General features: G+C 70.1%; 24 protein-coding genes and 1 pseudogene. 13 read left to right on the top strand and 12 right to left on the bottom strand.

Annotated features, from left to right (window positions below):
• The 3 genes and pseudogenes from NJ4_RS10365 to NJ4_RS10355 form a co-directional block, all read right to left on the bottom strand.
• Positions 1-425, bottom strand: a pseudogene (locus NJ4_RS10365) (hypothetical protein); the annotation flags it as partial.
• Positions 422-670 carry a phosphopantetheine-binding protein gene (locus tag NJ4_RS10360; RefSeq protein ID WP_067434038.1) on the bottom strand — a complete coding sequence of 83 codons (249 nt, stop codon included), beginning with the start codon at positions 668-670 and terminating at the stop codon, positions 422-424. The gene NJ4_RS10360 and the pseudogene NJ4_RS10365, both read right to left, overlap by 4 nt.
• A 33-nt stretch (positions 671-703) precedes the next feature.
• Positions 704-1,528, bottom strand: a complete 825-nt coding sequence (locus NJ4_RS10355; RefSeq protein ID WP_067434035.1) for an SAM-dependent methyltransferase — start codon at positions 1,526-1,528, stop codon at positions 704-706.
• A 38-nt stretch (positions 1,529-1,566) separates the two neighbouring features.
• Between NJ4_RS10355 and NJ4_RS10350 the strand changes: the two genes are divergently transcribed.
• Positions 1,567-2,256, top strand: coding sequence for an LbetaH domain-containing protein (locus NJ4_RS10350; protein ID WP_067434032.1), 690 nt, complete (start codon positions 1,567-1,569; stop codon positions 2,254-2,256).
• Positions 2,257-2,272: 16 nt separating this feature from the next.
• Here the strand turns inward: NJ4_RS10350 and NJ4_RS10345 are convergent, their stop codons facing one another.
• Together NJ4_RS10345 and NJ4_RS10340 are read right to left on the bottom strand one after the other, a co-directional pair.
• The gene (locus tag NJ4_RS10345) at positions 2,273-3,463 is read right to left on the bottom strand and encodes a glycosyltransferase family 4 protein (protein WP_067434029.1); all 1,191 of its coding nucleotides are present in this window, start codon (positions 3,461-3,463) and stop codon (positions 2,273-2,275) included.
• Positions 3,464-3,468: 5 nt separating this feature from the next.
• Positions 3,469-4,449: an NAD-dependent epimerase/dehydratase family protein gene (locus NJ4_RS10340; RefSeq protein ID WP_067434071.1), complete on the bottom strand. Its 981-nt coding sequence runs from the start codon at positions 4,447-4,449 to the stop codon at positions 3,469-3,471.
• A gap of 124 nt (positions 4,450-4,573) precedes the next feature.
• Between NJ4_RS10340 and NJ4_RS10335 the strand changes: the two genes are divergently transcribed.
• Genes NJ4_RS10335 through NJ4_RS10325 form a run of 3 tightly spaced genes read left to right on the top strand, consistent with a single transcriptional unit; the run spans position 4,574 to position 7,505 of the window.
• Complete coding sequence (locus NJ4_RS10335) at positions 4,574-5,470, top strand: class I SAM-dependent methyltransferase (RefSeq protein WP_169799241.1); 897 nt, start codon at positions 4,574-4,576, stop codon at positions 5,468-5,470.
• Positions 5,467-6,441, top strand: a complete 975-nt coding sequence (gene gmd / locus NJ4_RS10330) for a GDP-mannose 4,6-dehydratase (protein ID WP_067434023.1) — start codon at positions 5,467-5,469, stop codon at positions 6,439-6,441. The genes NJ4_RS10335 and gmd overlap by 4 nt, the downstream gene beginning before the upstream one ends.
• Complete coding sequence (locus NJ4_RS10325) at positions 6,438-7,505, top strand: GDP-mannose 4,6-dehydratase (RefSeq protein WP_067434020.1); 1,068 nt, start codon at positions 6,438-6,440, stop codon at positions 7,503-7,505. The genes gmd and NJ4_RS10325 overlap by 4 nt, the downstream gene beginning before the upstream one ends.
• Before the next feature lie 126 nt (positions 7,506-7,631).
• Here NJ4_RS10325 and NJ4_RS10320 read toward each other — a convergent pair whose 3' ends face one another.
• Positions 7,632-8,438, bottom strand: a complete 807-nt coding sequence (locus NJ4_RS10320) for a class I SAM-dependent methyltransferase (RefSeq protein WP_217996821.1) — start codon at positions 8,436-8,438, stop codon at positions 7,632-7,634.
• Positions 8,439-8,532: 94 nt separating this feature from the next.
• On the opposite strand from NJ4_RS10320, the gene NJ4_RS10315 reads away from it, so the two are divergent.
• Positions 8,533-9,597: a glycosyltransferase gene (locus tag NJ4_RS10315; RefSeq protein WP_082748384.1), complete on the top strand. Its 1,065-nt coding sequence runs from the start codon at positions 8,533-8,535 to the stop codon at positions 9,595-9,597.
• A gap of 73 nt (positions 9,598-9,670) precedes the next feature.
• Here NJ4_RS10315 and NJ4_RS10310 read toward each other — a convergent pair whose 3' ends face one another.
• Positions 9,671-10,864, bottom strand: a complete 1,194-nt coding sequence (locus NJ4_RS10310; protein ID WP_067434014.1) for a hypothetical protein — start codon at positions 10,862-10,864, stop codon at positions 9,671-9,673.
• 124 nt (positions 10,865-10,988) lie between these two features.
• On the opposite strand from NJ4_RS10310, the gene NJ4_RS10305 reads away from it, so the two are divergent.
• Positions 10,989-11,876: a TylF/MycF/NovP-related O-methyltransferase gene (locus tag NJ4_RS10305; protein ID WP_067434066.1), complete on the top strand. Its 888-nt coding sequence runs from the start codon at positions 10,989-10,991 to the stop codon at positions 11,874-11,876.
• A 94-nt stretch (positions 11,877-11,970) separates the two neighbouring features.
• Here the strand turns inward: NJ4_RS10305 and NJ4_RS10300 are convergent, their stop codons facing one another.
• Positions 11,971-12,615: a CatB-related O-acetyltransferase gene (locus NJ4_RS10300; protein ID WP_067434012.1), complete on the bottom strand. Its 645-nt coding sequence runs from the start codon at positions 12,613-12,615 to the stop codon at positions 11,971-11,973.
• A 13-nt stretch (positions 12,616-12,628) separates the two neighbouring features.
• The gene (locus NJ4_RS25630; protein ID WP_157551041.1) at positions 12,629-13,954 is read right to left on the bottom strand and encodes an oligosaccharide flippase family protein; all 1,326 of its coding nucleotides are present in this window, start codon (positions 13,952-13,954) and stop codon (positions 12,629-12,631) included.
• A gap of 141 nt (positions 13,955-14,095) precedes the next feature.
• Here NJ4_RS25630 and NJ4_RS25625 point away from each other — a divergent pair, with 141 nt between their 5' ends.
• Positions 14,096-14,962 carry a sulfotransferase domain-containing protein gene (locus NJ4_RS25625; RefSeq protein ID WP_169799240.1) on the top strand — a complete coding sequence of 289 codons (867 nt, stop codon included), beginning with the start codon at positions 14,096-14,098 and terminating at the stop codon, positions 14,960-14,962.
• Positions 14,959-15,750, top strand: coding sequence for a class I SAM-dependent methyltransferase (locus tag NJ4_RS10285; RefSeq protein ID WP_067434004.1), 792 nt, complete (start codon positions 14,959-14,961; stop codon positions 15,748-15,750). Before NJ4_RS25625 ends, NJ4_RS10285 begins: the two co-directional genes overlap by 4 nt.
• 98 nt (positions 15,751-15,848) lie before the next feature.
• On the opposite strand, the gene NJ4_RS10280 is transcribed toward NJ4_RS10285, so the two are convergent.
• Positions 15,849-16,292 carry a thioredoxin family protein gene (locus NJ4_RS10280; protein ID WP_067434001.1) on the bottom strand — a complete coding sequence of 148 codons (444 nt, stop codon included), beginning with the start codon at positions 16,290-16,292 and terminating at the stop codon, positions 15,849-15,851.
• 41 nt (positions 16,293-16,333) lie between these two features.
• On the bottom strand, positions 16,334-16,636 hold the full coding sequence (locus NJ4_RS10275) for a MoaD/ThiS family protein (RefSeq protein ID WP_067433998.1): 303 nt from the start codon (positions 16,634-16,636) through the stop codon (positions 16,334-16,336).
• A gap of 55 nt (positions 16,637-16,691) precedes the next feature.
• Here NJ4_RS10275 and NJ4_RS10270 point away from each other — a divergent pair, with 55 nt between their 5' ends.
• Positions 16,692-17,420 carry a response regulator transcription factor gene (locus NJ4_RS10270; RefSeq protein ID WP_067433995.1) on the top strand — a complete coding sequence of 243 codons (729 nt, stop codon included), beginning with the start codon at positions 16,692-16,694 and terminating at the stop codon, positions 17,418-17,420.
• 17 nt (positions 17,421-17,437) lie between these two features.
• Complete coding sequence (mshD, locus tag NJ4_RS10265; protein ID WP_067433992.1) at positions 17,438-18,316, top strand: mycothiol synthase; 879 nt, start codon at positions 17,438-17,440, stop codon at positions 18,314-18,316.
• A gap of 19 nt (positions 18,317-18,335) precedes the next feature.
• Here mshD and NJ4_RS10260 read toward each other — a convergent pair whose 3' ends face one another.
• Complete coding sequence (locus NJ4_RS10260) at positions 18,336-19,367, bottom strand: alpha/beta hydrolase (protein WP_067433989.1); 1,032 nt, start codon at positions 19,365-19,367, stop codon at positions 18,336-18,338.
• Positions 19,368-19,449: 82 nt separating this feature from the next.
• Between NJ4_RS10260 and NJ4_RS10255 the strand changes: the two genes are divergently transcribed.
• The 3 genes from NJ4_RS10255 to NJ4_RS10245 are packed head-to-tail and all read left to right on the top strand — an operon-like array spanning position 19,450 to position 24,200.
• Positions 19,450-20,526: a hypothetical protein gene (locus NJ4_RS10255; RefSeq protein ID WP_157551038.1), complete on the top strand. Its 1,077-nt coding sequence runs from the start codon at positions 19,450-19,452 to the stop codon at positions 20,524-20,526.
• Positions 20,523-21,974 carry a hypothetical protein gene (locus tag NJ4_RS10250; protein WP_067433984.1) on the top strand — a complete coding sequence of 484 codons (1,452 nt, stop codon included), beginning with the start codon at positions 20,523-20,525 and terminating at the stop codon, positions 21,972-21,974. Before NJ4_RS10255 ends, NJ4_RS10250 begins: the two co-directional genes overlap by 4 nt.
• A 51-nt stretch (positions 21,975-22,025) precedes the next feature.
• Positions 22,026-24,200, top strand: a complete 2,175-nt coding sequence (locus tag NJ4_RS10245; RefSeq protein WP_082748373.1) for an RNA degradosome polyphosphate kinase — start codon at positions 22,026-22,028, stop codon at positions 24,198-24,200.
• The last annotated feature ends 16 nt before the right edge of the window (positions 24,201-24,216 follow it).

Genomic DNA, 24,216 nt, shown 5'->3' with positions numbered 1-24,216 from the left:
CGAACTGGCGACGGGTCGGTCAGAACTGGCGACGGGTCGATGAAGACCGCCGAGGCGTGGCCCGGTGAGAGCGCCAGCAGATCGTCACGGCGGGTCAGCACGACCGTGTGGTCGAAAGATTCCAACTGGGGCAGGAGCTCACCGACCGGGGTGTCAGGTTGGTACTGACAGGCCTCGACGCCGGCCAGCGCGGCACCGGCCAGCAGTCGGATCACCCAGGCGGCGTCCGGTTCGACGATCGCGAAACGGTCCATACCGGCCCGAACTGGCGACGGGTCACCCCGAACTGGCGACGGGTCGGCGAAGAAGGCGGCCAGGGCACGCGCATCACGCAGCAGCTCGGCGTACGTCGGCGAACCCTCGGGCGTGACCACCGCGACCTGGTCGGGCGCGGCGGCCGCGGCACGCGCGAGGAGTCGGATCATGCGGTTGCGGGGACCTCGTAGAACGCGAGGATGTCGCCCACGGTCTGCGGGAGCTCGTCGCCGGAGGAAAAGGGGTCGGTGCCGAACTCGTCCTCGAGCATGGCGGAGAGCTCCGCCGCCTCGAGGGAGTCGAGCTCGAGGCCGTCGCCGTAGAGGCCAGTGGCCGAGGAGAGGTCCGCGGCAGACTTGTCGGCGCGGCCGAGGAACGTGGTGATGACGGCGAGGGTCTGGTCCGGAGAGGTCACGATCGGGTCCTTGTCAGTGGTGGGTTGAACGGGTCAGAGCGGCGACTTCACCGCAGCGAGGATTCCATAGCCGAGGGTTCCGTCGCTCCAGAACTCCTCGAGCACGTGGGTGGAGCGCACGAAGTCGGCGACGCCCTGCTCGCCGAGCAGCCCGAGCAGGGTCGCGGAGTGAGCGGTGACGTTGGCGCGCCAGGCGGCGAAGGTGGGCAGTGTCGGGACCGAGATGTCGGTGGCCTCCACTACGGTCATGCCCAACTCCTCGAGAAGGGAGGCGTAGACCGACAGTGGCTCCATGTGCGCGTCGCCGAAGGCCGCCCGCAGCACCGCAAAGTCGTCCCTGCGATCGCGCACCTCCAAGAACGGGATCTCGCGCTTGCGGATGATGTCGCACAGCACGAGCCGGCCCTCGGGTGCCAGCACGCGCGCCGACTCCGAGAGCAGCCCCGCACGATCACGCATCAGATGGGAGGACTCCAGCGCCCAGACCACGTCGAACGCGCCGTCGGGCAGCCCGTTCGCCGTCCCGTCACGCTGCTCGAAGCGGGCCTCGACCCCGCGCGAGCGGGCCAGCGCGGACGCCGCGGCGACGCCACTGGCCGACGTGGTGATGCCCAGCACGCGGGCGCCCAGCTGCTCGGCCAGGTCACACGACTGGCGTCCGGTACCGCAGCCGATGTCGAGCACCCGGTCGCCTTCGCCGATGCCGGCCAGCTCGAGCATCTCGGAGGTCAGGGCGGCCGTCGCCTCGTCGAGCGGGGTGGCCGGGTCGGCGAAATAGCCGTAGTGGAACTCCTCGCCCATGATCAGCGTCCACGCCTCGTGCACCCGGTCGTAGTGGGCAGCGGGTTGGGTGCTCATGCGGGTGCTCCTTGGCTGGAAATGGTTATGCTCACGCCGTGCATCTCATCCTTGTCGTCCTCATGGTCGTGCTGCCGCAACGGCTCAAGCACCTGCTGGCCCGCCACGTGCTGAAGTGGGAGATCCACCCCACGGCGTACGTCGGCCGCAGCCTGATCCTGGTCGACAAGGTGACCCTCGGCCCCGGCTCCAGCATCGGCCCCGGCAACGTCATCCGCGACCTCGCGGAGCTGCGACTCGGGGAGGGCGCCAGCATCGCGACCCGCAACCGCATCGCCGGCATCCCGCTCAGCTCGACGGTGTTCACCAAGCCGACCCGCGACCCGAGCCTGGTCCTCGGCGACTACGCGATGATCACCGTCGCCCACGAGCTCGACTGCTCCGACCGCATCGAGCTCGAGGACTACGCGGTCGTGGCCGGTTTCCGCTGCTCGATCCTGACCCACAACCTGAACCTGGTGAAGGACCGTTTCGAGTCCAAACCGGTCGTGCTCGGCGCCCGCAGCGTGGTCATGTCGAACTGCACCCTGCTCAGCGCGGGGGTGCCGGAGCGCTCGATCATCTCCGCCGGCTCGGTGGTCACCACCCCGTTGACCGCCAACCTGACGCTCTATCGCGGCAACCCGGCCGAGGCGGTCCGGGCGCTGCCGGAGAGCCTGAGATTCTTCCACCGGGTGGGCCTGCAGGCGCAGATCGCCGACGAGGTGGCGGCGCTGCAGGACCTCTGAGGGCGGGCGGGAGGGGTCAGCGAGCAGCAACGCGCAGGATCTCCTCGAACTTGTCCGCGCACCCGGCCAGGGCGAACGACTCCTCGGCCAGGTCACGAGACTTCTCCCCCAACAGGTCGCGCAGCTCGGCGTCGACGATGACGCCGCGCACCCACTCGGCGGCGGCCCCAAGCGACTCTGCGGTCGGCGGCAGCACGCAGCCCTCGACGGAGGCGATCATGCCGGCGGCCAGATTCTCCGCGGGCATCAGGCCGAGCACCGGCCGGCCCGCGCACAAGTAGGACAGCGTCTTCGAGGGCACCGAGAAAGCGCCGGCGTCCTGCTCGAGCAGCACCACCAGCACGTCGCCGGAGCCGAGCACCTCGGGCAGTCGCTCGTAGGGCTGGAACGGCAGCAGCGTGACGGGCACGTCGAGGCGCGCCGCCTCCTCACGGAGTACGTCGACAGCGGGGCCCTCGTTGACCACGACCAGGCGCACCGGCTGCCCGCCGTCGATCACCTCACGGGCCAGGCCGACCAACAGCTCGGGGTTGTGCTTGAGACCCAGGGTGCCCGAGTAGACGATCGTCCGCACGTCGTCGAGCTCGTTCTCGACCGCCCAGTCGTTCTTGCGCGGCACCGGGTAGATCTCGTCGAGCGGCGCCCAGTTCGGGATCACCGTGGTCTTGTCACCGGTGCCCCACGCACGGTGCACGTCGAGGAACGAGTCGGCGATCACGACCACGGCCGCGGCGCGGCGCGAGCACCACTTCTCACCGGCCTCGATCGCCTTGCCGACCAGGGCGAACGCCCGCGAGAGCTGCTTGCCGGCGAACGACTTGATCGCCACTGCCTGCACGTCCTGGTGCCACAGCACCCACGGCGTACGTCGTACGAGAAGGAACAGCGAGAGCACCACCAGCGTGGGGATCGGCGCGTTGGCCACCAACACCGCGTCGGGGCGCTCGGCACGCGCCAGGCGGGCCAGCTCGACGCCGTACTTCAGCTCCTGGAGCAGACGGCGCGCGAAGGCGAGCTTCTCGATCCTCTCGCCGGCACCGATCGGGCGGAACCGCAAGGACTCGCCCGGCTCGGCGCGCAGGTGGCCCTTGCCCGAGGAGTAGGCGTCGCACCACGAATGGGTCACGTCATGGCCCCGCGCGGCCAGCTCACGGCTGAGCTCGACCTGGAAGGGGTGCCCGGCGTAGTCGTGCACGAGGACGCGCATGGGGATCAGCCGATCGAGCGCTTCACCTGGTCATAGACCCAGGCGTAGGTGGTGGCCAGTCCGTCGGCCAGCGAGATCGACGGCGCCCAGCCGTAGGTCTCCTGGATCTGGGTGTTGTCGCTGTTGCGTCCGCGGACGCCCTGGGGCGCGTCGAGCTTGTAGTCGCGGCGGCACTTGATGCCGGCGATGTCCTCGACGATGTCGACCAGCTGGTTGATCGAGACCAGCTCGTCGGAGCCGAGGTTGACCGGCTCGTTGGAGTCGCCGGCCAAGATCATCTGCGAGCCCTTGAGGCAGTCGTCGATGTACATGAACGAGCGGGTCTGCTCGCCGTCGCCCCAGATCTCGATCTCGTGCTCGCCGGTGATCACGGCGGTCGCGATCTTGCGGCAGACCGCGGCCGGCGCCTTCTCTCGGCCGCCGTCCCAGGTGCCGTCGGGGCCGTAGACGTTGTGGTAGCGCGCGACCCGGGTGGTGAGGTCGAAGTCCTCCTCGAAGTGGCGACACATCCGCTCGGTGAACAGCTTCTCCCAGCCGTAGCCGTCCTCCGGCATGGCCGGGTAGGCGTCAGCCTCCTTCAAGGCGGTGATCGCGGTGTCGGTCTGCTTGTCCGCGGCGTAGACACAGGCCGAGGAGGAGTAGAAATAGCGTTGTACGTCGTGCTCGCGCGCGGCCTGGAGCATGTGGGTGCTGGTCAGCACGGTCAGCATGCAGAGCGCCTTGTTGTTCTCGATGAAGCCCATGCCGCCCATGTCGGCGGCCAGCATGTAGACCTCCTCGGCGCCCGCGGTGCTGGTCATCGCGGTGTCGAGCAGCGAAAGGTCACCGACGACGTTCTGGGCGTCGGGGTGCACCTGGTACCACTCGGACTGCGGCTTGACGTCGACCGAGCGCACGGTCTTTCCCTGGCGCAGCAGGTCGGCCACGAGGTGCCCGCCGATGAAGCCGCCACCACCGGCGACGAGCACGTCCACAGAATTCGACACGAAGCCCTCCAAGCAAAACCGACCGACGGATGAGTGAGCCCCCGGGCCTCACGAAAGACTTCAACGACCTGGTTACCCGATGGTTATGCTTCGTGGGTTCACGAACCGGAAGGCTCCTCTGCAGATGGCTGTCCAGACCTGCCCCGCCTGTCACTCGGGCGGGTTGCACGACTACCCCGAGTCCCGCCGCACGGGGCGACTCAACTTCCGGTGCCGCAGCTGCGGGCTCGTCGGCTGGCGACAGCGCGACGAGATCGCCCCCGTCGAGACCGTCGGGCTCGAGACGATCTCGGTCGAGCAGCGAGAGGCGTGGTTCCAGCTCAAGCGGGACGGGGTCACCACCGCGGCGTGGGCCGAGACCCTCGACCGGCTCCGATCGCTGATCCCAGCATCGGTCGGCGCACCGCTCATCTACGACATCGGGGCCGGCGACGGCGGGTTTCTCGACTTCGCCCGGTCCCGCGGGTTCGACGTGGGCGGCAACGAGCTGCTCGAGGCGGCCATCGAGATCGCCCGCTCCACGTTCGACATCGAGCTCGACCTGGGTGACCTCTCGACGCTCGACCTGCCGGCGGAGCACGATGCGGTCACCCTGTGGTGCGTGCTGGCCCACGTGCCCGACCCCGACCAGCTGCTCGACGAGTGCCACGCCCTGCTCAAGCCCGGCGGTGTGCTGTTCCTCCAGACGCCCTACCGCTGCACGCTCGACGCCATGGCGCTCGGTGCGTTCCGGGCCTCGGACGGGCGGGTCAGCCGCTGGGTCGACCGCCGCATCGCGCAACACCACTGGCTCCTGCACACGCGACGCAGCATGACTGCGGCCCTCGAACGGGCCGGTTTCGTCGACGTACGGGTCAAGCCGCAGGCGCGCTACTCCCTCCAGGCGGCTCCCTACCTGGCCTCGCTGGGTCTGCGCGGACGCAAGGGCGAGGTGGTCTCCAAGGGCGTGGATCGCCTGCTGGACAAGGGATTGGCCCCGCGGATCGTGCTCGACGTCTATGCCCGCAAGGCCGCCGAGTGAAGCGCGCGTTCATCACCGGGATCACCGGCCAGGACGGCTCCTACCTTGCCGAGCTGCTGCTCGAGAAGGGGTACGACGTCCACGGGCTGGTGCGTCGCGCGTCGACCCTGAACCGCAGCCGCATCGACCACCTGCACGACAACCCGCACCTGACGCTGCACTACGGCGACCTCACCGACGGGGTCAGCCTGGTCAACCTGATCCACAAGATCGAGCCGCACGAGGTCTACAACCTGGGCGCACAGAGCCACGTGAAGGTCTCGTTCGAGATGCCGGAGTACACCGCCTCGACCGACGCGGTCGGCACCCTGCGGTTGCTCGAGGCGATTCGCGCGGCCGGCATCGACTGCCGGTTCTACCAGGCCTCCACCTCGGAGATGTTCGGCGCCACCCCTCCCCCGCAGAGTGAGCGGTCAGCGTTCTACCCGCGGTCGCCGTACGGCGCGGCGAAGCTCTACTCGCACTGGGTGACGGTCAACTACCGCGAGGCCTACGACCTGTTCGCGGTGTCCGGGATCCTGTTCAACCACGAGTCGCCGCGGCGCGGTGAGTCGTTCGTGACCCGCAAGATCACGCTCGGTGTGGCCGCGATCAAGCTCGGCGTCCAGGAGCGGCTCGAGCTCGGCAACCTCGACGCGATCCGCGACTGGGGCTATGCGCCCGAGTACGTCGAGGGCATGTGGCGCATGCTGCAGCGCGACGAGCCCGACGACTACGTGCTCGCGACCGGGGTCGGCACCTCGGTACGGGAGTTCTGCGCGGCCGCGTTCACGCACGTCGGGCTCGACTGGGAGGAGCACGTCAGCCACGACTCCCGCTACGAGCGGCCGACCGAGGTCGACGCGCTGATCGGCGACGCGTCCAAGGCGGAGTCCCTGCTCGGCTGGAAGGCGCAGACGATGCCGTCGGAGCTGGCCGCGCTGATGGTCGACGCCGATCTGGAGAAGATGGCGCGGCTGATCGAACGATGAGCCGGACCCACCTGATCACCGGCGTCGGCGGGCAGGACGGCATCCTGCTGGCCCGGCACCTGCTCGCTTCCGGAGACCGCGTGGTCGGAACCGTCACCACGACGTCCGACCCACGGCTGGTGGTCCATCTCTCCGGTGTCGCGCTCGAGGAGCTCGACGTGCGCTCGACATCGGCGTTCGCGACCCTGGTGCAACGGCACCGGCCGGACGTCGTCCACAATCTTGCGGCACTGTCCTCGGTCGGCGCCTCCTGGGACGCCCCTGCGCTGACCGATGAGGTCAACCACGAGGCGGTGCTCGGGATGCTGTCGGTGATCGGCTCGGCCGGGGTCGGGTTCGTGCAGGCCTCGTCGTCGGAGATCTTCGGCCCGGTCGCCTCGGGAGCAGTCGACTCGGACACCCCGCTCAACCCGGTCAGCCCGTACGCCGAGGCGAAGGCCCGCGCGCACGTCGCCGTCGCCGGGGCCCGTGCAGCCGGCGCGCGGGCCACCAACCTGGTGCTCTTCGGCCACACCAGCCCCCTGCACGACGCGAAGTTCGTGCTGCCCACGATCACCCGCCAGGCGGTCGAGGTCGCAAGCGGTCGGCGGGAGGCCCTCGAGCTGCGCGACCCGTCGGTGACCCGCGACTGGGGCTCGGCAGCCGACTTCGTACGGGCGTTCGCGCTGGCTGCCGCCGCCGCTGCGTCGGGTGACTGGGTGATCGCCACCGGCCGGGTGCACCGGCTCGCCGACGTCGCCGAGTGGGCGCTCGCCGCCGCGCACGCCGACCCGTCGCCAGTTCGGGGTGACCCGTCGCCAGTTCGGGACGATCCACAGAACTCACGACGGGTCGATCCGAATTCACGACGGGTCAGCGGGGAACCGGGCGTGCGGGCATCGGGCGAGAAGGCGCGGCGCAACGACTTCGGCGGGGTGTACGGCGACCCCTCGCGTGCTGCGGCCGACCTCGGATGGCGTCCCAGGATCACCCTGCGCGAGACGATCGAGCAGATGGTGCGCGCCGACCTGGCCAGGCTGCGCACCGGTGTGGCCGACTCCGAGGCCTACCTCGATCCGGCCTGAACGGCCTGATCCGGGCCGCCGCCGAACTCACGACGGGTCAGCCCGAACTCACGACGGGTCAGCCCGAACTCACGACGGGTCAGCCCGAACTCACGACGGGTCACGCCGAACTCACGACGGGTCGACTCAGGGGCGGTGGTTGGTGGCCTGGATCCCGAAGTCGGAGCGCAACGAGGTCTTCTCCAGCAGGCGCTGCCACACCGGGCCCTGCGTCGACCAGTAGGTGAACACCTCGACGTCGAACTGCTCCATGAGGAGCGTGCGGATGGCCTCCTCGTCGACGCCCTGACGCACCACGTGGTACTCCACGAGATCGGACTCGGCGCGTTCGTCGTACACCCCGCGGAGGCGGCGGATCCGGGTGGCCACGCCGCGGGCGTAGTTGCCCTGACCGAGCCGCCACGCGAAGTAGCTGCCACGGGAGGCGACGTGCGCGGCGCGCGAACGACGCGGATAGAACAGTGGGTCCTGCACCGAGAACATCGCGCCGCCCGGGGCGATCAGGCCCTGCAGCCGGTCGAGGAACGCGACGTAGTCGGGGATGTGGTGGATGACGCTGATCATCACCGCCAGGTCCCAGGTCTCCTCCTGGTCGAGCACGAACTCGCCGGTCTCGTCGTGGAAGACGCTGACCCGGTCGTCGCCGGCGTACGTCGCACGCAGGTGCTCGGCGCTGGCCTCACTGGCCTCGGTGACGGTCACCCGGGCACCGGCGGCGACGAGCACGTCGGTGAAGGTGCCGTGACCGGCGCCGATCTCGAGCACCCGGCAGGCGCCGGTGCGTGCGATCGAGTCCCGCACCAGCGCGGTCAGGCGTCGTTCGATGTCCTCGCGGAGCTTGCGGTGCCGCAGGTGCGGCGACCCCTTGACGTAGTCATGGCCCTCGGCATGCGCTGCATCCTGGGCACGAACGACCTCTCCCCCATGATTCACGCCGACAACCATTGCACACTCCAACTTGTCGGTGGGTAGGAAGCCTGAAACTGATTGCAGTGAGTAGTCTTCGGGCCATGAGCGGGCGCAACGCATGAGGGTTCTGGTGGACGCGCTCGCCGCCGACTTCGGCGGCATCCGGACGTATGTCGAGAACCTGCTCGCCGCGTGGGAGGCGCAGGCCGATGAGCTGGGCGACCACCTGCTGGTGATGGTGCGCGAGGGCTCCGACCTCGACACCGGTCGGCACAGCCGCCACGAGGTGCGGATCCCTCGGCCGGGGCCCGTGGGGCGCCCGTTCAAGCAGTCGGTGCTGACCCGCAGGCTGGTCGCCGACTTCGACGCGGATGCCGTGCTGGCCACCATGCCGTCGACCAGCCTGGTGCGCGTCGGCGTACCCCTCGGCGTGGTCATCCACGACCTGCGCCACGAGCTGCGCCCCGAGCAGTTCTCCCGCCCGCGCCGGCTGCTGCGCAAGGTCGCCTACGACCGCGCGTATGCCCTCGCCGACGTGATCGTCTCGGTCTCGCAACGCAGCCTCGACGACCTGCACCGCCTGCACCCACGCCTTGGTACGACGCCCGCAGCCGTCGTGCACCACGGGGCCGATCACGTGCTGTCGTGGCCGCGCGGTGAGCAGACCGGCACGGCGATCACCTTCGCCCACCACACCAACAAGAACCCCGACCTGGTGCTCGACGCGTGGGCCGACGGGCGCCGGCGCGGCATGAGCATGCCGCCGTTGACCGTGCTCGGCACCGGCAGCCAGCGCACGGTGCTCGCCGCCCGGGTCGCCGAACTGGGGCTGGCTGACCTGGTCACGCTGGCGCCGTACCTGCCCGAGCCGGAGTTCCGGGCGACGATGGCGAGCGCGTCGATGATCGTGTTCCCCTCTGACTTCGAGGGGTTCGGGCTGCCGATCGTCGAGGGCATGCTGCTCGGCGTCCCGGTGGTGATCGGGCCCGAGCCGGCCAGCCTCGAGGTCGCCGGTGGCCATGCCTCGGTGATGACCTCGTTCTCCGCGCCGGCACTGGCCAACGCGGTCGTGCGCGCGGGTCTCTACGACGCCGCGCACCTCGACGACGCCCGCGCACACGCCGCCGAGTTCACCTGGCGGCGTACCGTCCAGCAGACCCGCGCCGCGTTGTCATCGCACTGAAGCTCGCGTCGAGCGCACGATTTCGGTCGTGATCTGCGCCGGACAGGACATGGATCGTGCACTCCGCGTGGGGTCAGCCCCAGATGCCGGACTTGCCGACGACCTTGGACTTCATCGAGCTGGCCAGCTTCGGGAAGCGGTCACGCAGCCGGCCGTACTCCTCCGGCAGCGCCAGCCGGACACTCTTGGCGGCATCGCCCACGAGCTCACGACTCTTCTTCTTCCACGACGCACGGCGCCACGCGGCGAACTCCGCGGCCTGGCACGGGTCGAACGCCGACGGCAGGTCGTGGCCGGAGAGCCGGTAGGCCCGGCGCAGCTGACGCGAGATCCGCTTGCCCGAGGAGTCGGTCCAGTAGGGGTAGGCCGGCGCCTCACCCAACGCGGCACGGTGCCGCAGCACGCGGTCGGCGTACTCACGGCACAGTGCGTCGAGATCGGCGCTCGAGCTGCGCAGCTCGGAGGTCGACCCGATCTGGCGGGTGGACAGCTCGGTCGGGTTGTCGGCGTCGAAGGCGTGGAAGTGGAACAGCCGCAGCCGCTCACCCGTGGTCAGCATGACCAGGCCCTGGTCGTCGGAGCCGATCGGGCGCTCGTGCAGGTTCACCACCGACACGTTGTAGCCGTAGTGGCGCAGGCTGCGTGCCTGGAAGAGCACGCTGCCGATGTCCATCCACTTCTGGTCGACGAACAGGCCGGAGAGGTAGTCGAAGAGGCACTCCTCCTTCAGGCGCGCCCACCACCAGTCGAGGAAGTCCAGCGCGCGGCGGTCCCACGCCCCGAAGCCGAGGTTGTAGACGCCGACGGTGAGCAGGTGCCCCTGCGCGACGGGGGCGTCCTCGGGCAACGGCTCCAGGAAGTGCGGGGTCAGCAGGATGCCGCCGTCGCTGGCGTCGAGCTCCTTCGAGAGCTCCTCCATCGGCGCGGTGACGTAGGTGTCGGGGTCGAGGTAGGCGACCTGCTCGGCGGTCTCGAGCACCCGCTTGAAGGCCAGCGGCTTGATCGCGGTGGCGAACTCGACGAGGTCGTAGATCATCGCCAGGTGGTCGATTTCGGACTGCGGCAGACCGAGGAACGCGGTCGAGACCAGGCGTACGCCGGGCAGCTCGGCGTGGTCGATCGAGGGCAGGTCGGAGTCATTGGCGCAGTCGACCAGCAGCACCACCAGCTCGGCGTCCGGGTGGTGCTCGGCCAGGCTCTCGGCCAGCGCCAACGCCTTGGGCAGGTAGTTGGTGGCGAGGATCGTGCAGTACGTCAGGTCCGACATCGTGGCCTTCGCAGAAGAGTGACGGTCGGCAGGTTCAACGACCGAGAAGGCCCTGGGATACGGCCGATCCGTGGGGTGTTCGACACGGTGATCCGGCCCACGTGGCAGTGCTATGTTCCAGCGCGTGACCACCTCTGAAGCGACTCTCCGCGAGCTCTACCTCGACCTGGTCAAGCGCAGCCTCACCGGCGCCCTGGCCGAGGACAACGACACGATTCTCGGCGGCGCACGCAGCGTCGGCACAGGAACCCTCGGCGAGCCCGGCCTGAACCGGGCGACGGCCACCCAGGCGCTCAAGCGTGGCGCGCACGCGGCCGGGCGGCTCGCGAACAAGTTCAACCTGGAGATCGCCTACAAGCGTCCCTACTCCGCCGAGCTGCGCGAGGTCGGGCAGGACTGGCCCTCGCGCTCGGAGTCGATGATCGGGCTGCGGCGGATGGACAACATCCAGGAGGCGATCGCCACGATCGAGGCCGAGGACGTCCCCGGCGACCTGATCGAGACCGGGGTCTGGCGCGGCGGCGCGACGATCTTCATGCGCGCGAACCTCAAGGCGTGGGGCGACACCGAGCGCAAGGTCTGGGTGGCCGACTCGTTCCAGGGCCTGCCCGAGCCGGACGCCGAGCGGTACGCCGCGGACGCGGGCGACACCCACTACAAGTGGAGCGGTCTCGCTGTCGGCACCAAGATCGTCGAGCACAACTTCCGCCGGTACGGCCTGCTCGACGACCAGGTCGAGTTCCTCGTCGGCTGGTTCAAGGACACGCTCCCGACCGCCCCGATCGAGCAGCTCTCGCTGATGCGACTCGACGGCGACATGTATGAGTCGACCATCCAGGCGCTCGAGCCGCTCTACCCCAGGCTCGCCCCCGGCGGCTTCTGCATCATCGACGACTTCGGCAGCCACGCGTCCCAGGCCGGGCAGGCGGTGCACGACTACCGCGCCAAGCACGGCATCACCGCCGAGATCATCCCGATCGACGACTTCGGTGCCTACTGGCGCAAGAGCTGACCAGTCTCGAAAACGCACAAGGCCGTGGATCGCAGTCACCTGGTGACTGCGATCCACGGCCTTGTCGTAGGTCGTCCGGGCTCTCGTCCGGGAGTCAGCCTCGTCCGAGGCGCTTGTCGCGCTCGGCGGCGTAGGCGATGAGGGCGTCGACGTCCTTGCCGGCGATCAGCGGGACCGCGTCGCGGACGTCCTCGTCCGGCCAGTCCCACCAGGCGATGTCGAGCAGTGCCTTGCGCTGCTCCTCGGGGAACCGGTAGGAGATCACCTTCGCCGGGTTGCCGCCGACGATCGCGTAGTCGGGCACGTCCTTGGTGACCACGGCGCCGGCGCCGATGATCGCGCCGTGGCCGATGCGGATGCCGGTCAGCACGATCGCGTTGTCGCACAGCCACACGTCGGAGCCGATGAACGAGTCCTTCGACTTCATCGGGAAGCCGTCCTCGCCGGCGCCGTCCATCTTCCACAGGATGCGGTGGGGGTACGTCGTCAGGGCGTCCGTCGCGTGCTTGCCACCGAGCAGGATCAGCGCGTCACCGGAGATCGAGCTGTATTTCCCGATGGTCAGCCTCGTGTTGTCGTGGGTGAACGTCTTGATCATCGGCGGCCCGCCGTAGGTGTGCTCGCCGACCGTCACCCGGCCGGCCTTGACGAGCCGGTTGAGGTTGGCGATGTTCTTGCCGATCACGGCGTCGCGCCCTCGCAGCAGGGCGTATTTCACGAAGCGGAGGAAGTTCAACACGGATGGAGCCCCTTCACAGGTGGTCGTCTGCGTTGCCAACGAACGCAGCCGGGGTGAGGTCACGGGCGCGTCGCGCATGGCGGCCGCCGCGAGGCGACCCGCCGTGACGCCAGAAGACCGCCCACCAGATCGCGGCGATCACGGCCTGGCCGATCGCGACGCCCCAGAACGCACCCACCGCGCCGTCGATCGCCGCGCCGGTCACGGTCAGCACCAGCGCGATCACCGTGCTGACCACGTCGATCACCACCGTCTTCTGGATCGCGCGGACGCCGAGCAGACCCGATCGCGGACCGGTCACCAGGGCCAGGAACACGATCTGCAGTCCGGCCGGCAGCATCAGCGGCTCGGTCACCTCCCACGTCTCGCCGAGCACCGCGCGGCCCAGCCAGGTGGGCAGGAAGAGCAGGACCAGCAGGTTGATCACGGCCACCAGCACCGTGAGGACCGTCGTACGGCGGGCGTGGCGGCGCAGCACCGCCCGGCCCGCGTCGAGGTGGGCGATCTCGGCGATGCCGGCGGCCACCGACGCGGTCTGGAAGGTCATGAACGGACGCACCAGCAACAGCGCACCGCGTACGCCGCCCAGGGCTCGCGCGCCGGCGACCGCGGCGATCGCGACCGTGGTGGCCAGCGAGGCGCCGTACGTCGCGACGAAGGAGAGCAGGTAGCGCCAGGAGAAGCTCCACTTGGCACGTAGCCACGAGAGGTTCAGCGTGATGCGATGCGCGCGGTGCTGCCAGAACACCAACAGGGCGGCCACCGCACCGGTGCCGGCCCAGGCCACCATGAACCAGGTCAGCGTCTGCAGGTCGGCGACGAAGAGCACCACGATCGCGGCGACGAGCAGGAACAGCCAGACCAGGTCGAGGGCCAGGGAGCGGGTCGGCTCGTGGGTCGCGAACCCGAGGTAGCGGCCGAGGTCGTGCAGCACCAGGAGGGGCAGGCTGAGCGCGAGCACCAGCAGCCCGTTGCGCAGGTCGGTGTCGAACGGGGCGGCGACCAGGGCACTGGCCAGCACAGCGAGCGCGATCAACGACCCGACCACGGAGGCCGACCCGATCACCTCGCCTGGGTGGTCCCTGGCCTCGTCGGGGTGCACCAGCACCGGCTCGCAGACCATCGCCCGGGCCAGGCCCTGGGCGGTCACGTAGACCATGAAGATGATGCCGAAGAGCCCGAACGACTCGACGCCGAGAAAACGGGCGGCCAGCACCGCGATCAGCAGGTTCGAGGCCCCCGAGACCACCTGGTCGACGGTGATCACGCTGAGCCGACGACCGGCGGAGCCGCCCGCGGTGGCCTCCACCGGGGACGCCGACTGCTCGCTGTGACTCAAGAAGACCCTTCTGGCTGGAACCGCTGGTCGATGCGCGCGGGTAGCGTAACCGAACCCACCCCCGCGGCGTTTCCCCTACAACGCGCCCGAACCGGCGCGGTCACGCCCCGAACCGTCATGCACTGCCACCGGAGGTTTCGCTTGTCGCCGTCCACACTCGAGGCGCGTGCGCGGGAATGGTCGACCCGGGCCGTGCAGTGGGATCCCGCGCGCAACAACATCAAGCGCGCCGTCCACCTGGCCGCCCGGGCTCGCGGAGCGAGGCTCGAACGCACCGGCCAGGTGCCGGCGATCGCGAACATCTACGCCGCCGGGTCACCGAAGGCCGGCAGCCAGTGGATGAAGGCGCTCTTCGACCACCCGGTCGTACGCCGGCACACGGGGCTGTTCACCCTGCCGCAGCTGGACTACCAGCTGAAGCCGTCGAAACCGTTCCCCGCCGGGACGTTCGTGCCGGGGCTCTATTTCAGCCACGACGAGTACCTCGCGATGACACACCGCCACCCCTACCGCCTGATCTACATGTTCCGCGACCCGCGCGACCTGTTCGTCTCCGGCTACTTCTCCGCGATCGGCACCCACCGACCGGTCGCGGGCTACGAAGGCTGGCGTGAGGAGCTGCGCAGCAAGCCGGTCGGGGAGGGGCTGCTCGAGCTGATCCACCTCGGCGGATCCAGGCTGCAGGAGATGGCCACCTGGGCCGGCGTCGACGATCCGCACGTGGCCACGTTCAAGCTCGAGGAGATCAACGCCGACCCGCGCGGCAACGTGACGGGCATCCTCGAGCACTGCGAGATCGACCTCTCCCCCGACGAGTTCGAGACCGTGCTGCACGACGTGTCCCGGGAGGCACTGCAGGTCAAGGACCTCGCCCAGCGCTCGGAGGGCTCCGAGTCCCACTACCGGGTGGACCGGAAGACGTATCGTGAGCTGTTCACCGACGAGCACTACGCAGCGGTCGACGCACTCTCCCCGGGTCTGGCCGTGCGATTGGGGTACGACGCATGACCGGTTGGCAGCGGACGGCGACGCAGGGCACGGCGCAGGAGTTCCGGCCCGGTGACACGTTGTCGCGGCTCTATCCCGAGGCGGCCGTCGGAGGTTTCACCCGCCGCGACGGGTTCGTCGACTTCTACACCCGGGTCAACGCCCTGCTCACGCCCGAGTCCGACGTACTCGACTTCGGCGCGGGTCGCGGCCAGTGGGCGCACGATCCGATGCCAGCCACCCACCTGGCCCTGCGCTCCTTCCACGAGCGGGTCCGCCGGGTGGTGGGCGTCGACGTCGACACGGCGGTGATCTCCAACCCCACCCTCGAGGACGCCCAGATCGTGCCAGCGGGTTCACCGATCCCCTACGCCGACGAGACCTTCGACCTGGTGCTGGCCGACTACGTGCTCGAGCACGTCAGCGAGGCCGACGCGCCGGGCGTGGCCGCGGAGGTGCTGCGGGTGCTCAAGCCGGGTGCCTGGTTCGCGGCTCGTACGCCGAACAAGTGGGGCATGATCGGCCTCGGTGCACGGGCGGTGCCCAACCACCTGCACACCCGGGTGCTCTCGCGGCTGCAGCCCGGCCGCAAGGAAGAGGACGTCTTCCCGGTGGAGTACCACATGAACACCCGCCGCCACCTCGCCCGACTGTTCCCGCAGCCGAACCGGCTGGTCGTCTACGGCCACAGCTCCGAGCCGACCTACATGGGCAGCTCGGTCCCCGCCTGGCGGGCCGCGCAGCTGCTCGACCGGCTCACCCCGCCGCGCCTGGCCTCCACGCTGATGGTCTTCGTGCAGAAGGCCTGACCCGTCGCCAGTTCGTGGTGACCCGTCGCCAGTTCGTGGTGACCCGTCGTGAATTCGGCGAACTCACGACGGGTCGATCCGAACTCACGACGGGTCGACTAGACCTTGGCCAGGGCCACGAGCACCTGCTCCTTGCGGGGCGCACCGGTTGCGCGAGTGACCTCGCGGCCGTTCGAGTCCAGGATCAGCGTGGTCGGCGTGCGCAGGATGCCCACCCGGCGGACCAGGTCCAGGTGGTGCTCGGCGTCGACCTCGACGTGCTCGACCCCCGGTACGACGTCCGCGATGTCGGCCAGGATCCGCCGGGTGGCCCGGCAGGGGGCGCAGAACGCGCTGGAGAACTGCAGCAGCGTGGCCTTCTCGCCCAGTGTGTGCTCGAGGTCGACACCGTCGAGCACGCTCTCGACCCGCTCCTCGACGACCTCGGCCGCGCCCTGCACCCTGTGCGTGCCGCGGAACCGCCCGTCGGCGTACGCCCGCCACACCCCGAACGCGAGCGCGAGGGGGACGACGATCAGGAGGACGAGCTGGCCGGTGGTCACACGGTCCTCAACGGCCGCACACCGCCAGATGTTCCACGGCCTCAGCCACCCGCGAAGGGCGGCAGGAACTCCACCGACTGCCCCGGACGCACCCGGACCGTGTCGGGGTCACGCCGGCCGGCCGGCTCGTCGTCGACCAGCACCGAGCAGGCGCCGATGACCCGTTCGAGCGTCGGCGCGTCCGGGTGCAGGGCCAGCGCCCGGGCCCGGATCTCGGTCAGGGTGAGCGGCTCATCCACGTCGAGAACGTCCTCGTTCACGCCCGCCGCGGCCCGGGCGGATGCCCAGTAGCGGACGATGATCTGCGTCTCTCTCTGTGAAGCAGGAGCGGAATCGGGTGCCATGACCGATATCCTTCCTTATCCGCGTGCATCGATCACCTGGAGGAAGGAGCTCGGCATGAGCACACTGCTCCTGCTGACCAGCGCCCTCCAGCCATCGGCCGAGGTGCTGCCGGGGCTGGCGTTGCTCAGTCACCAGGTCCGCATCCTGCCGGCCGAGGGCGCCGCGCTGCTCGAGGCCCCCGACGCCGACCTGATCCTGGTCGACGGCCGCCAGGAGCTCGCCCACGCGCGTGACCTGTGCCGACTGATCCGCACCACCGGCTCCCAGGCGCCCGTGCTGCTGATCGTCACCGAGGGCGGGCTCGCGGTGGTCGCCGCCGACTGGGGCATGGACGACGTGGTGCTGCACACCTGCGGTCCGGCCGAGCTCGAGGCCCGCATCAAGCTCTCGATCGGTCGGCTGGCCGCCCAGCGTGACGCCGACGACCCCGAGTCCCACGTGATCCGCAGCGGCGAGGTGGTCGTCGACGACGCGACCTACACCGCCAAGCTCGGTGGCCGCGCGCTCGACCTCACGTTCAAGGAGTTCGAGCTGCTCAAGTTCCTGGCCCAGCACCCCGGCCGGGTGTTCTCGCGCCAGCAGCTGCTCCAGGAGGTGTGGGGCTACGACTACTTCGGCGGCACCCGCACCGTCGACGTGCACGTACGCCGGCTGCGCGCCAAGCTCGGCCCCGAGCACGAGACGCTGATCGGCACGGTGCGCAACGTGGGCTACCGGTTCGTGCTGCCCACGAAGAGCAAGGAGCCGGCCGAGGAGAAGGCGGAACAGTCCGCTGACTCCTAGGTCGCTACTGTCACTGCATGTCCTCCGCACTGCTGACCGAGATCACCACGCTCGACGACGAGGTTCTGGTCGCGCTGCAACGGATCCGGGCTGCCTGCGCGACCGGTGACAAGCACGACCCGCTCGACGAGGCCGCCGCCCTGCAGCTCAAGCACCGTGGGCTCGACGGCTCACGACTTTGGATGATCGGCGACTCCGGGTTCGCGCTGCTGCACGGAGACGCGCTCGACCTGGCCGTCGCGCCGTCGGTCCGCGGGGCCGGGTTCGGGACCACCCTGGCCGACGTCGCCGCGCCGGTCGCCGGCACCGCGTGGTCGCACGGCGATCACCCCGCGGCCGTCGTACTCGCGCAGCGACACGGGTTCGACCGGGTCCGTGAGCTGTGGGTGATGCGCCGGCCCGTCGCGAGCGGGCTGCCGGCCTCCCCGGACCGGCCCGAGTCGTCCAGCATGGTGGAGATCCGCGGCTACCGGGCGAGCGACGAGTCGGAGCTGTTGCGGGTCAATGCCGAGGCCTTCGCCGACCACCCGGAGCAGGGTGCGATGGACGCCGCGAACCTGGCCGAGCGGATGGCCGAGCCGTGGTTCGACCCGGCCGGTCTGCTGGTCGCCACCGAGGGCGACCGGATGCTGGGCTTCCACTGGACCAAGCGGCACTCCGCCACGACCGGCGAGGTGTACGTCGTGGGCATCGACCCCCAGGCGCAGGGCCGGGGGCTCGGCAAGGCGTTGACGTCGGCCGGGTTGCAGCACCTGGCCGACCGGCTCAGCCCGGGCGCTGAGGTGATCCTCTACGTGGAGTCCGACAACCTGCCCGCGCGCGCGGTCTACGAGGGCCTCGGATTCACCCACGCGTCGACGGACACGCACGTGCAGTACCGCCACCCCCACCCGTGATCCCACGGGCCCAGCCGTTCTAGCGCAGCGCGATGGCCAGGCGCGAGGCGATGTCGGCCACCGCGGCGGGGTTCGAGGTCCCGACGGCGATGGTGTTGAAGAACCCGTGGATCAATCCGGGTTCGCGGCGATGTGTGACCGCGACGCCGGCGGCGCGCAGATGGTCGGCGTACGCCTCACCCTCGTCACGCAGCGGGTCGAAGCCGGCGGTGACCACGTGCGCCGGCGCGACCGTCGGCGGGATCTCGCCCAGCAACGGGGAGACGCGTGGGTCCTTGCGGTCCGCATCGTTGGGCAGGTAGGTCCCCAACGCGAGGTCGATGAACTGCGTGGTCAGGAAGAAGCCCTCACCGAACAGGCGCCGGCTCTCGGTGACGCCGGCGGCGTCGGTCATCGGGTAGACCAGCAGCTGCCAGGCGGGGGCCACCTCGTCATCGGCGACCGCGATCGCGACGGTCGCGGCCAGGTTGCCGCCGGCCGAGTCGCCACCGACCGCGATCCGCGTGAGGTCGACCTTCAGCGACGACGCCCGCGAGACCACCGTGCGCCACGCCGTCACCGCGTCGTCGTACGCCGCCGGGAACGGCGCCTCGGGGGCCAGCCGGTAGTCCACGGAGATCACCTGGACCCCGGACTGCTCGGCGAGGAAGCGGCAGGCCAGGTCATGGGTGTCGTGGGCAGCGCCGTAGATGAAGCCACCACCGTGGAAGAAGACCAGCGTGGGCCGCTCGTCGGAGTCCAGCAGTGCGGTCGGCAGATAGACCCGGGCCGGGACCCCGGCCAGGCTGATGTCGGTGGTGGAGCCGATCGGCTGGCTGCCGCCGACCAGCCGGCTCTGTGCGGCCAGCCGCTCACGGCCCTGCGGGATCGGCAGGGTCTCGGCCGCGGTCTCCCGGGCCACCTTCTGCAGCCGCAGCAACAGCTGGACGTCGACGTCGAGCGGTGCCGCGTCGACCACGACCGGGCGCCCGGCCAACCTGCGCTTGACCGCCAGCGGCAGGCCGAGAACGCCGGCCACGGTCAGCTTCTTGAGGCGATCTTCGAGAGACATGCCGAGAAACCTACCTGCGGTACGCGTCGCCGACCCAGTCCCCAGGGGTGTGAACCGTCCCGTCCGGGGGAATGACGAGTCCGTGATCGCCTCCCTTGCCCTGACCGCCGCTCTGGCCCTGATGCCGGTCGGCGTGGGTGCGCCCGTCGTACCGCAGGCGCATCCTCCGGCCGACGACTACGTCGCGACCGTGGCGCAGGCCTGGGCCGACGACCCGGTCCACCTCAGCCCACAGTCCGGTGCCCTCTCCCGGGAGGACGCGGAGCAGCTGAGCGCCCGCATCGACGGGTGGCGTGACGACGTCCACATCGCGGTGCTGCCGGCACTGGCGCTGCGCTCCGAGCCCGGGTCCAGCGACCCGGAGAGGGCGCGCGCGTTCCTCGAGGCGGCGGCCGACGCATTCGGTCCCGACGGCGTGTACGTCGTCGCGTTCGGCGGCGTGGGCACCTACGGCGCGGCGATCGGCACCGACGACCAGGTGGGGCCGATCGTCGCCGACCAGGTGGCGAGCCACACCCTGGGCCAGCTCGACCAGATCTTGGACGGCATTCTCGACGACCTCGGCGCGCCCGAGGAGTCCGGCGGCTTCCCGTGGTGGTGGCTCGGTCTCGGCGTCGGCGTCACGGCCCTGGCGGGGTGCGGCCTGCTGCTGTGGCGACGGCGTTCCGGTGACACCCGCACCACGCGGCCCAGCGGTGAGGTGTGGGCCGGGCCGGCTCCCTACCGCCCCAGTTTCGACGTCCAGCCCGATGAGCACGACACCGTCGAGGAGCGGGCCGCGCTGGCCCGCGAGGACGTCACCCGTCTGGGTGAGCGCATCGACAAGGACGACCTGCCGACCACCGACCCGGCGGTGGCCGCCCACGTGCAGGCCGGGTTGGACGCCTACTACGACGCCTCACGCCGGGTGGACGCGTTGAGCACCGACGACGAGCTGCGCCAGCTCAAGGAGATCACCGACTACGCCCGGTGGCAGCTCGACTGCGCTCGGGCGCGCCTCGACGGCGTCGCCCCGCCGGCTCGCCGGGTCGCCTGCTTCGTCGACCCCGAGCACGGCATGTCGGTCGCCGACTGGGCCTGGGCCCCACCCGGCGGGGTCGAACGACCCGTGCCCGTCTGCCGTGCCTGCCTGAACCGGATGTCCGGAGGAGAGTCATGAAGATCAATCTCGCCAAGGTCGTCCCGTTCGTGTTCGTGGCGATCGCGGCGCTGTTCGCGATACTGGCGCAGAACAGCGGCACCGCCACCGACGACACCGGCTCCTCCTATGCGTCCGGTCCGACCAAGTCCGACCGGGCCCACACCGCGGCCGACGCCTACCTCGACCAGGTCGCCATCGAGCTCGCGCAGCCCGGGTTGTACGTCGACCCCGAGGTGAGCGAGTCCGACTTCTCACGCGCCGAGGCCGCCCGGCTGGGCGAGCTGGCCGCGAAGGCCGACGGGCCCGTGCGCATCGCGGTGATCCCGGTCGCCCGGATCCGACCCGACGACAGTGACCGCGACTCCTCCTACGTCTCGAGCCAGGTCGCCTACACCGGGGTCGAGCTCGCTGGCCAGATCTACGACCGGGTCGGCTCCGACGGCACGTACGCCGTCCTGGTCGACGCCAGCTCGCAGAGCGCGGGCCGGTCCTTCTACGCCGGGCAGTGGGCAGAGGACGGGCCGACGTACGACGTCGAGGGTGCCGCGGAGGACGCCATCTCGTGCTGCGCGCCCGGCTACGCGTCGATGGTCGAGGAGTTCATCTCCGAGAGTCAGGACGTCCAGCACAGCTTCTGGTGGTGGGCGGCCTGGATCTGTGGCCCGATCGCCGCGCTGATCGCGGCGGTCAAGGGGATCAAGGTCCTGGGTCGGCGCCGGCGCTCCGCGCGGGGGCAGGCCGAGATCGTGGACGTCCTGCGCGCCCCGCTCAACGAGGAGGTCATCGAGATCTCGGCCGTGGTGTCCGCGCTGCCGCCCGCCGGCGGTGATCCGGACTCCGACCTCTCGGTCGCCACGCTCAAGGTGCTCGACCTCGTCGAAGCCGCCCGACACCGACTGGACGCGCTGAAGACCGGGCAGGACGCCACCGAGATCACCAGCCGACTGGCCGACGCGCGCTACCAGCTGACCGCGATCGAGGCCCTGCGCGCCGGCCGCAAGGCACCCGACCGGACACCGCCGTGCTTCTTCGACCCACGCCACGGACCCAGCAGCGTGGCCGCCGAGTACGCCCCCGAGGGCGGCGCCGAGCGCCAGGTGCACGCGTGCCGGGCCTGCGCCGACATGGTCGCGGCCGAGCAGCAGCCCCCGATCCGGATGATCGAGAAGGCCGGCCGGCTCCGGTTCTACTGGGAGCTCGACATGGCCAGCAAGCCCTACCTGGACGGCTACTGGCAGCGCAACCGCCACCCGGTCCGGGAGGCACAGGCCGCCCGGAACCTGACCTTCGCCTCCCTCGCCGACGACCCTGACGACGACGGTGAGCCCGCCTTCACGTTCGTGTGGGAGTCCGGCGACGGTGGGAGCGGGTGGGGCGGCTCCGGTGGTTCGAGCAGGGTCCGCTCCTTCGGCGGCGGCAGCAGCTCGCGGTCCTCGTTCCGCTCCGGGGGTGGCGGCGGGTTCTGAGCCTGGCTCTTCGTCACCTGCCGTTCACCAAGCGGTGCCACACTCGAGGGCATGACGCACGACAGCCTGCCCTCGCACACTGCCGGCTCTCTCGATGAAGGTCCCGTCGAGCCCGGTCTGAAGGTGGTCAGCAGCGAGACCTTCGACGTCGAGCCGCCGTACGTCCCGGGTGAGGGCACCCTGCCGCTGGAGGACTTCCCCGACCGCTTCCTCGACCGCGAGCTGAGCTGGCTGCACTTCAACCAGCGGGTGCTCGAGCTCGCCGAGGACGCCGACCAGCCGCTGCTGGAGCGGGCCCGGTTCCTGGCCATCTTCGCCAGCAACCTCGATGAGTTCTTCATGGTGCGGGTGGCCGGCCTCAAGCGCCGCATCGCCGCCGGGGTCGCCGTACGCGCCGCCAGCGGGCACCTGCCCCGCGAGGTGCTCGAGTCGATCTGGGCCTCGACCGGTGAGCTGATGGCCCGTCATGCCGCCGTCTTCCAGACGCAGATCGTGCCGGCGCTGCGGGCCGAGGGCATCGAGCTGGTGCGCTGGGAGGATCTCGACAAGGACGAGCAGAAGCAGTGCAAGCGGCTGTTCAAGGAGCGGGTCTTCCCGGTGCTGACCCCGCTGGCGGTCGACCCGGCCCACCCGTTCCCCTACATCTCCGGGCTCTCCCTGAACATCGCGGTGCTGGTGCGCAACCCGAAGACCAAGAAGGAGCACTTCGCTCGGGTGAAGGTGCCGCCGATCTTCAGCCGGTTCGTGCCGCTGGGCAACCAGCGGTTCGTGCCGCTCGAGGACGTCATCGGTGAGCACCTCAAGCGCCTGTTCCCGGGCATGGAAGTGCTCGAGGCGCACACCTTCCGGGTCACCCGCAACGAGGACCTCGAGGTCGAGGAGGACGACGCGGAGAACCTGCTGGCCGCCCTCGAGAAGGAGCTGCTGCGCCGCAAGTTCGGCCCGCCGGTGCGGCTCGAGGTCGAGGAGTCGATCAACGACCGGGTGCTCGAGCTGCTGGTCTCCGAGCTGGGCGTCTCCCGCGAGGAGGTCGTCCAGCTCCCCGGGCCGCTCGACCTGCGCGGGCTCCACGACATCGCCGATCTCGACCGCGAGGACCTCAAGTACGACGCGTTCGTGCCCACCACGCACACCCAGCTCGCCGAGGTCGAGTCGGCCAGCCCGGTCGACGTGTTCAAGGCGGCCCGGCGCAACGACGTCCTGCTGCACCACCCCTACGACTCGTTCGCCACGTCGGTGCAGCGGTTCCTCGAGCAGGCCGCCGCCGACCCGCACGTGCTGGCGATCAAGCAGACGCTCTACCGCACCTCGGGTGACTCCCCGATCATCGACGCCCTGGTCGACGCGGCCGAGGCCGGCAAGCAGGTGCTGGTGATCGTCGAGATCAAGGCCCGCTTCGACGAGACCAACAACATCCGCTGGGCCCGCAAGCTCGAGCACGCCGGCTGCCACGTGGTCTACGGCCTGGTCGGGCTCAAGACGCACTGCAAGCTCTCGATGGTGGTGCGCGACGAGCCCGAGGGGATCCGCCGCTACACCCACATCGGCACCGGCAACTACAACCCCAAGACCGCGCGCCTCTACGAGGACTTCGGCCTGATCACCGCCGACCAGGCCATCGGCGAGGACGTCGCGCACCTGTTCAACAATCTGAGCGGGTTCTCCCGCAACGCCTCCTACGACCAGCTGCTGGTCGCCCCCGACAGTGTCCGCGACGGCCTGATCGAGCAGATCCACGCCGAGATCGAGCACCACCTCGCCGGGCGGCCCTCGGGCATCCGGCTCAAGGCCAACTCGATCGTCGACGAGGCCACCATCGACGCGCTCTACCTGGCCTCGCAGGCCGGCGTACCGGTCAAGCTGCTGGTGCGCGGCATCTGCGCCCTGCGCCCCGGCGTACCCGGCCTGTCCGAGACGATGGAGGTGCGCTCGGTGCTGGGCCGGTTCCTCGAGCACAGCCGGGTCTTCGAGTTCGGCGGCGGCGGCACCCCGGTCGTGTGGATCGGGTCGGCCGACCTGATGCACCGCAACCTCGACCGCCGGGTGGAGGTGCTGGTCAGGCTGCCCACGACCGAGCTGGTCGAGCGGGTCGGCTCTGTGCTCGACCAGGCCTTCGACGCCGACACCGATGCCTGGACGCTCGGGCCCGACGCCGCCTGGACCCGCACCGGCGGCTCCGTGCGCCTGCACGAGGCGCTGATCGCGCGCCAGCGCCGTCGCCGCTGACTTCGACACTCCCGAG

It is taken from the genome of Nocardioides jensenii JCM 1364 = NBRC 14755 (assembly GCF_001552535.1).
In the GTDB taxonomy this organism is placed as follows: domain Bacteria; phylum Actinomycetota; class Actinomycetes; order Propionibacteriales; family Nocardioidaceae; genus Nocardioides; species Nocardioides jensenii.
This window is presented reverse-complemented; position numbering and strand designations above follow the sequence as displayed.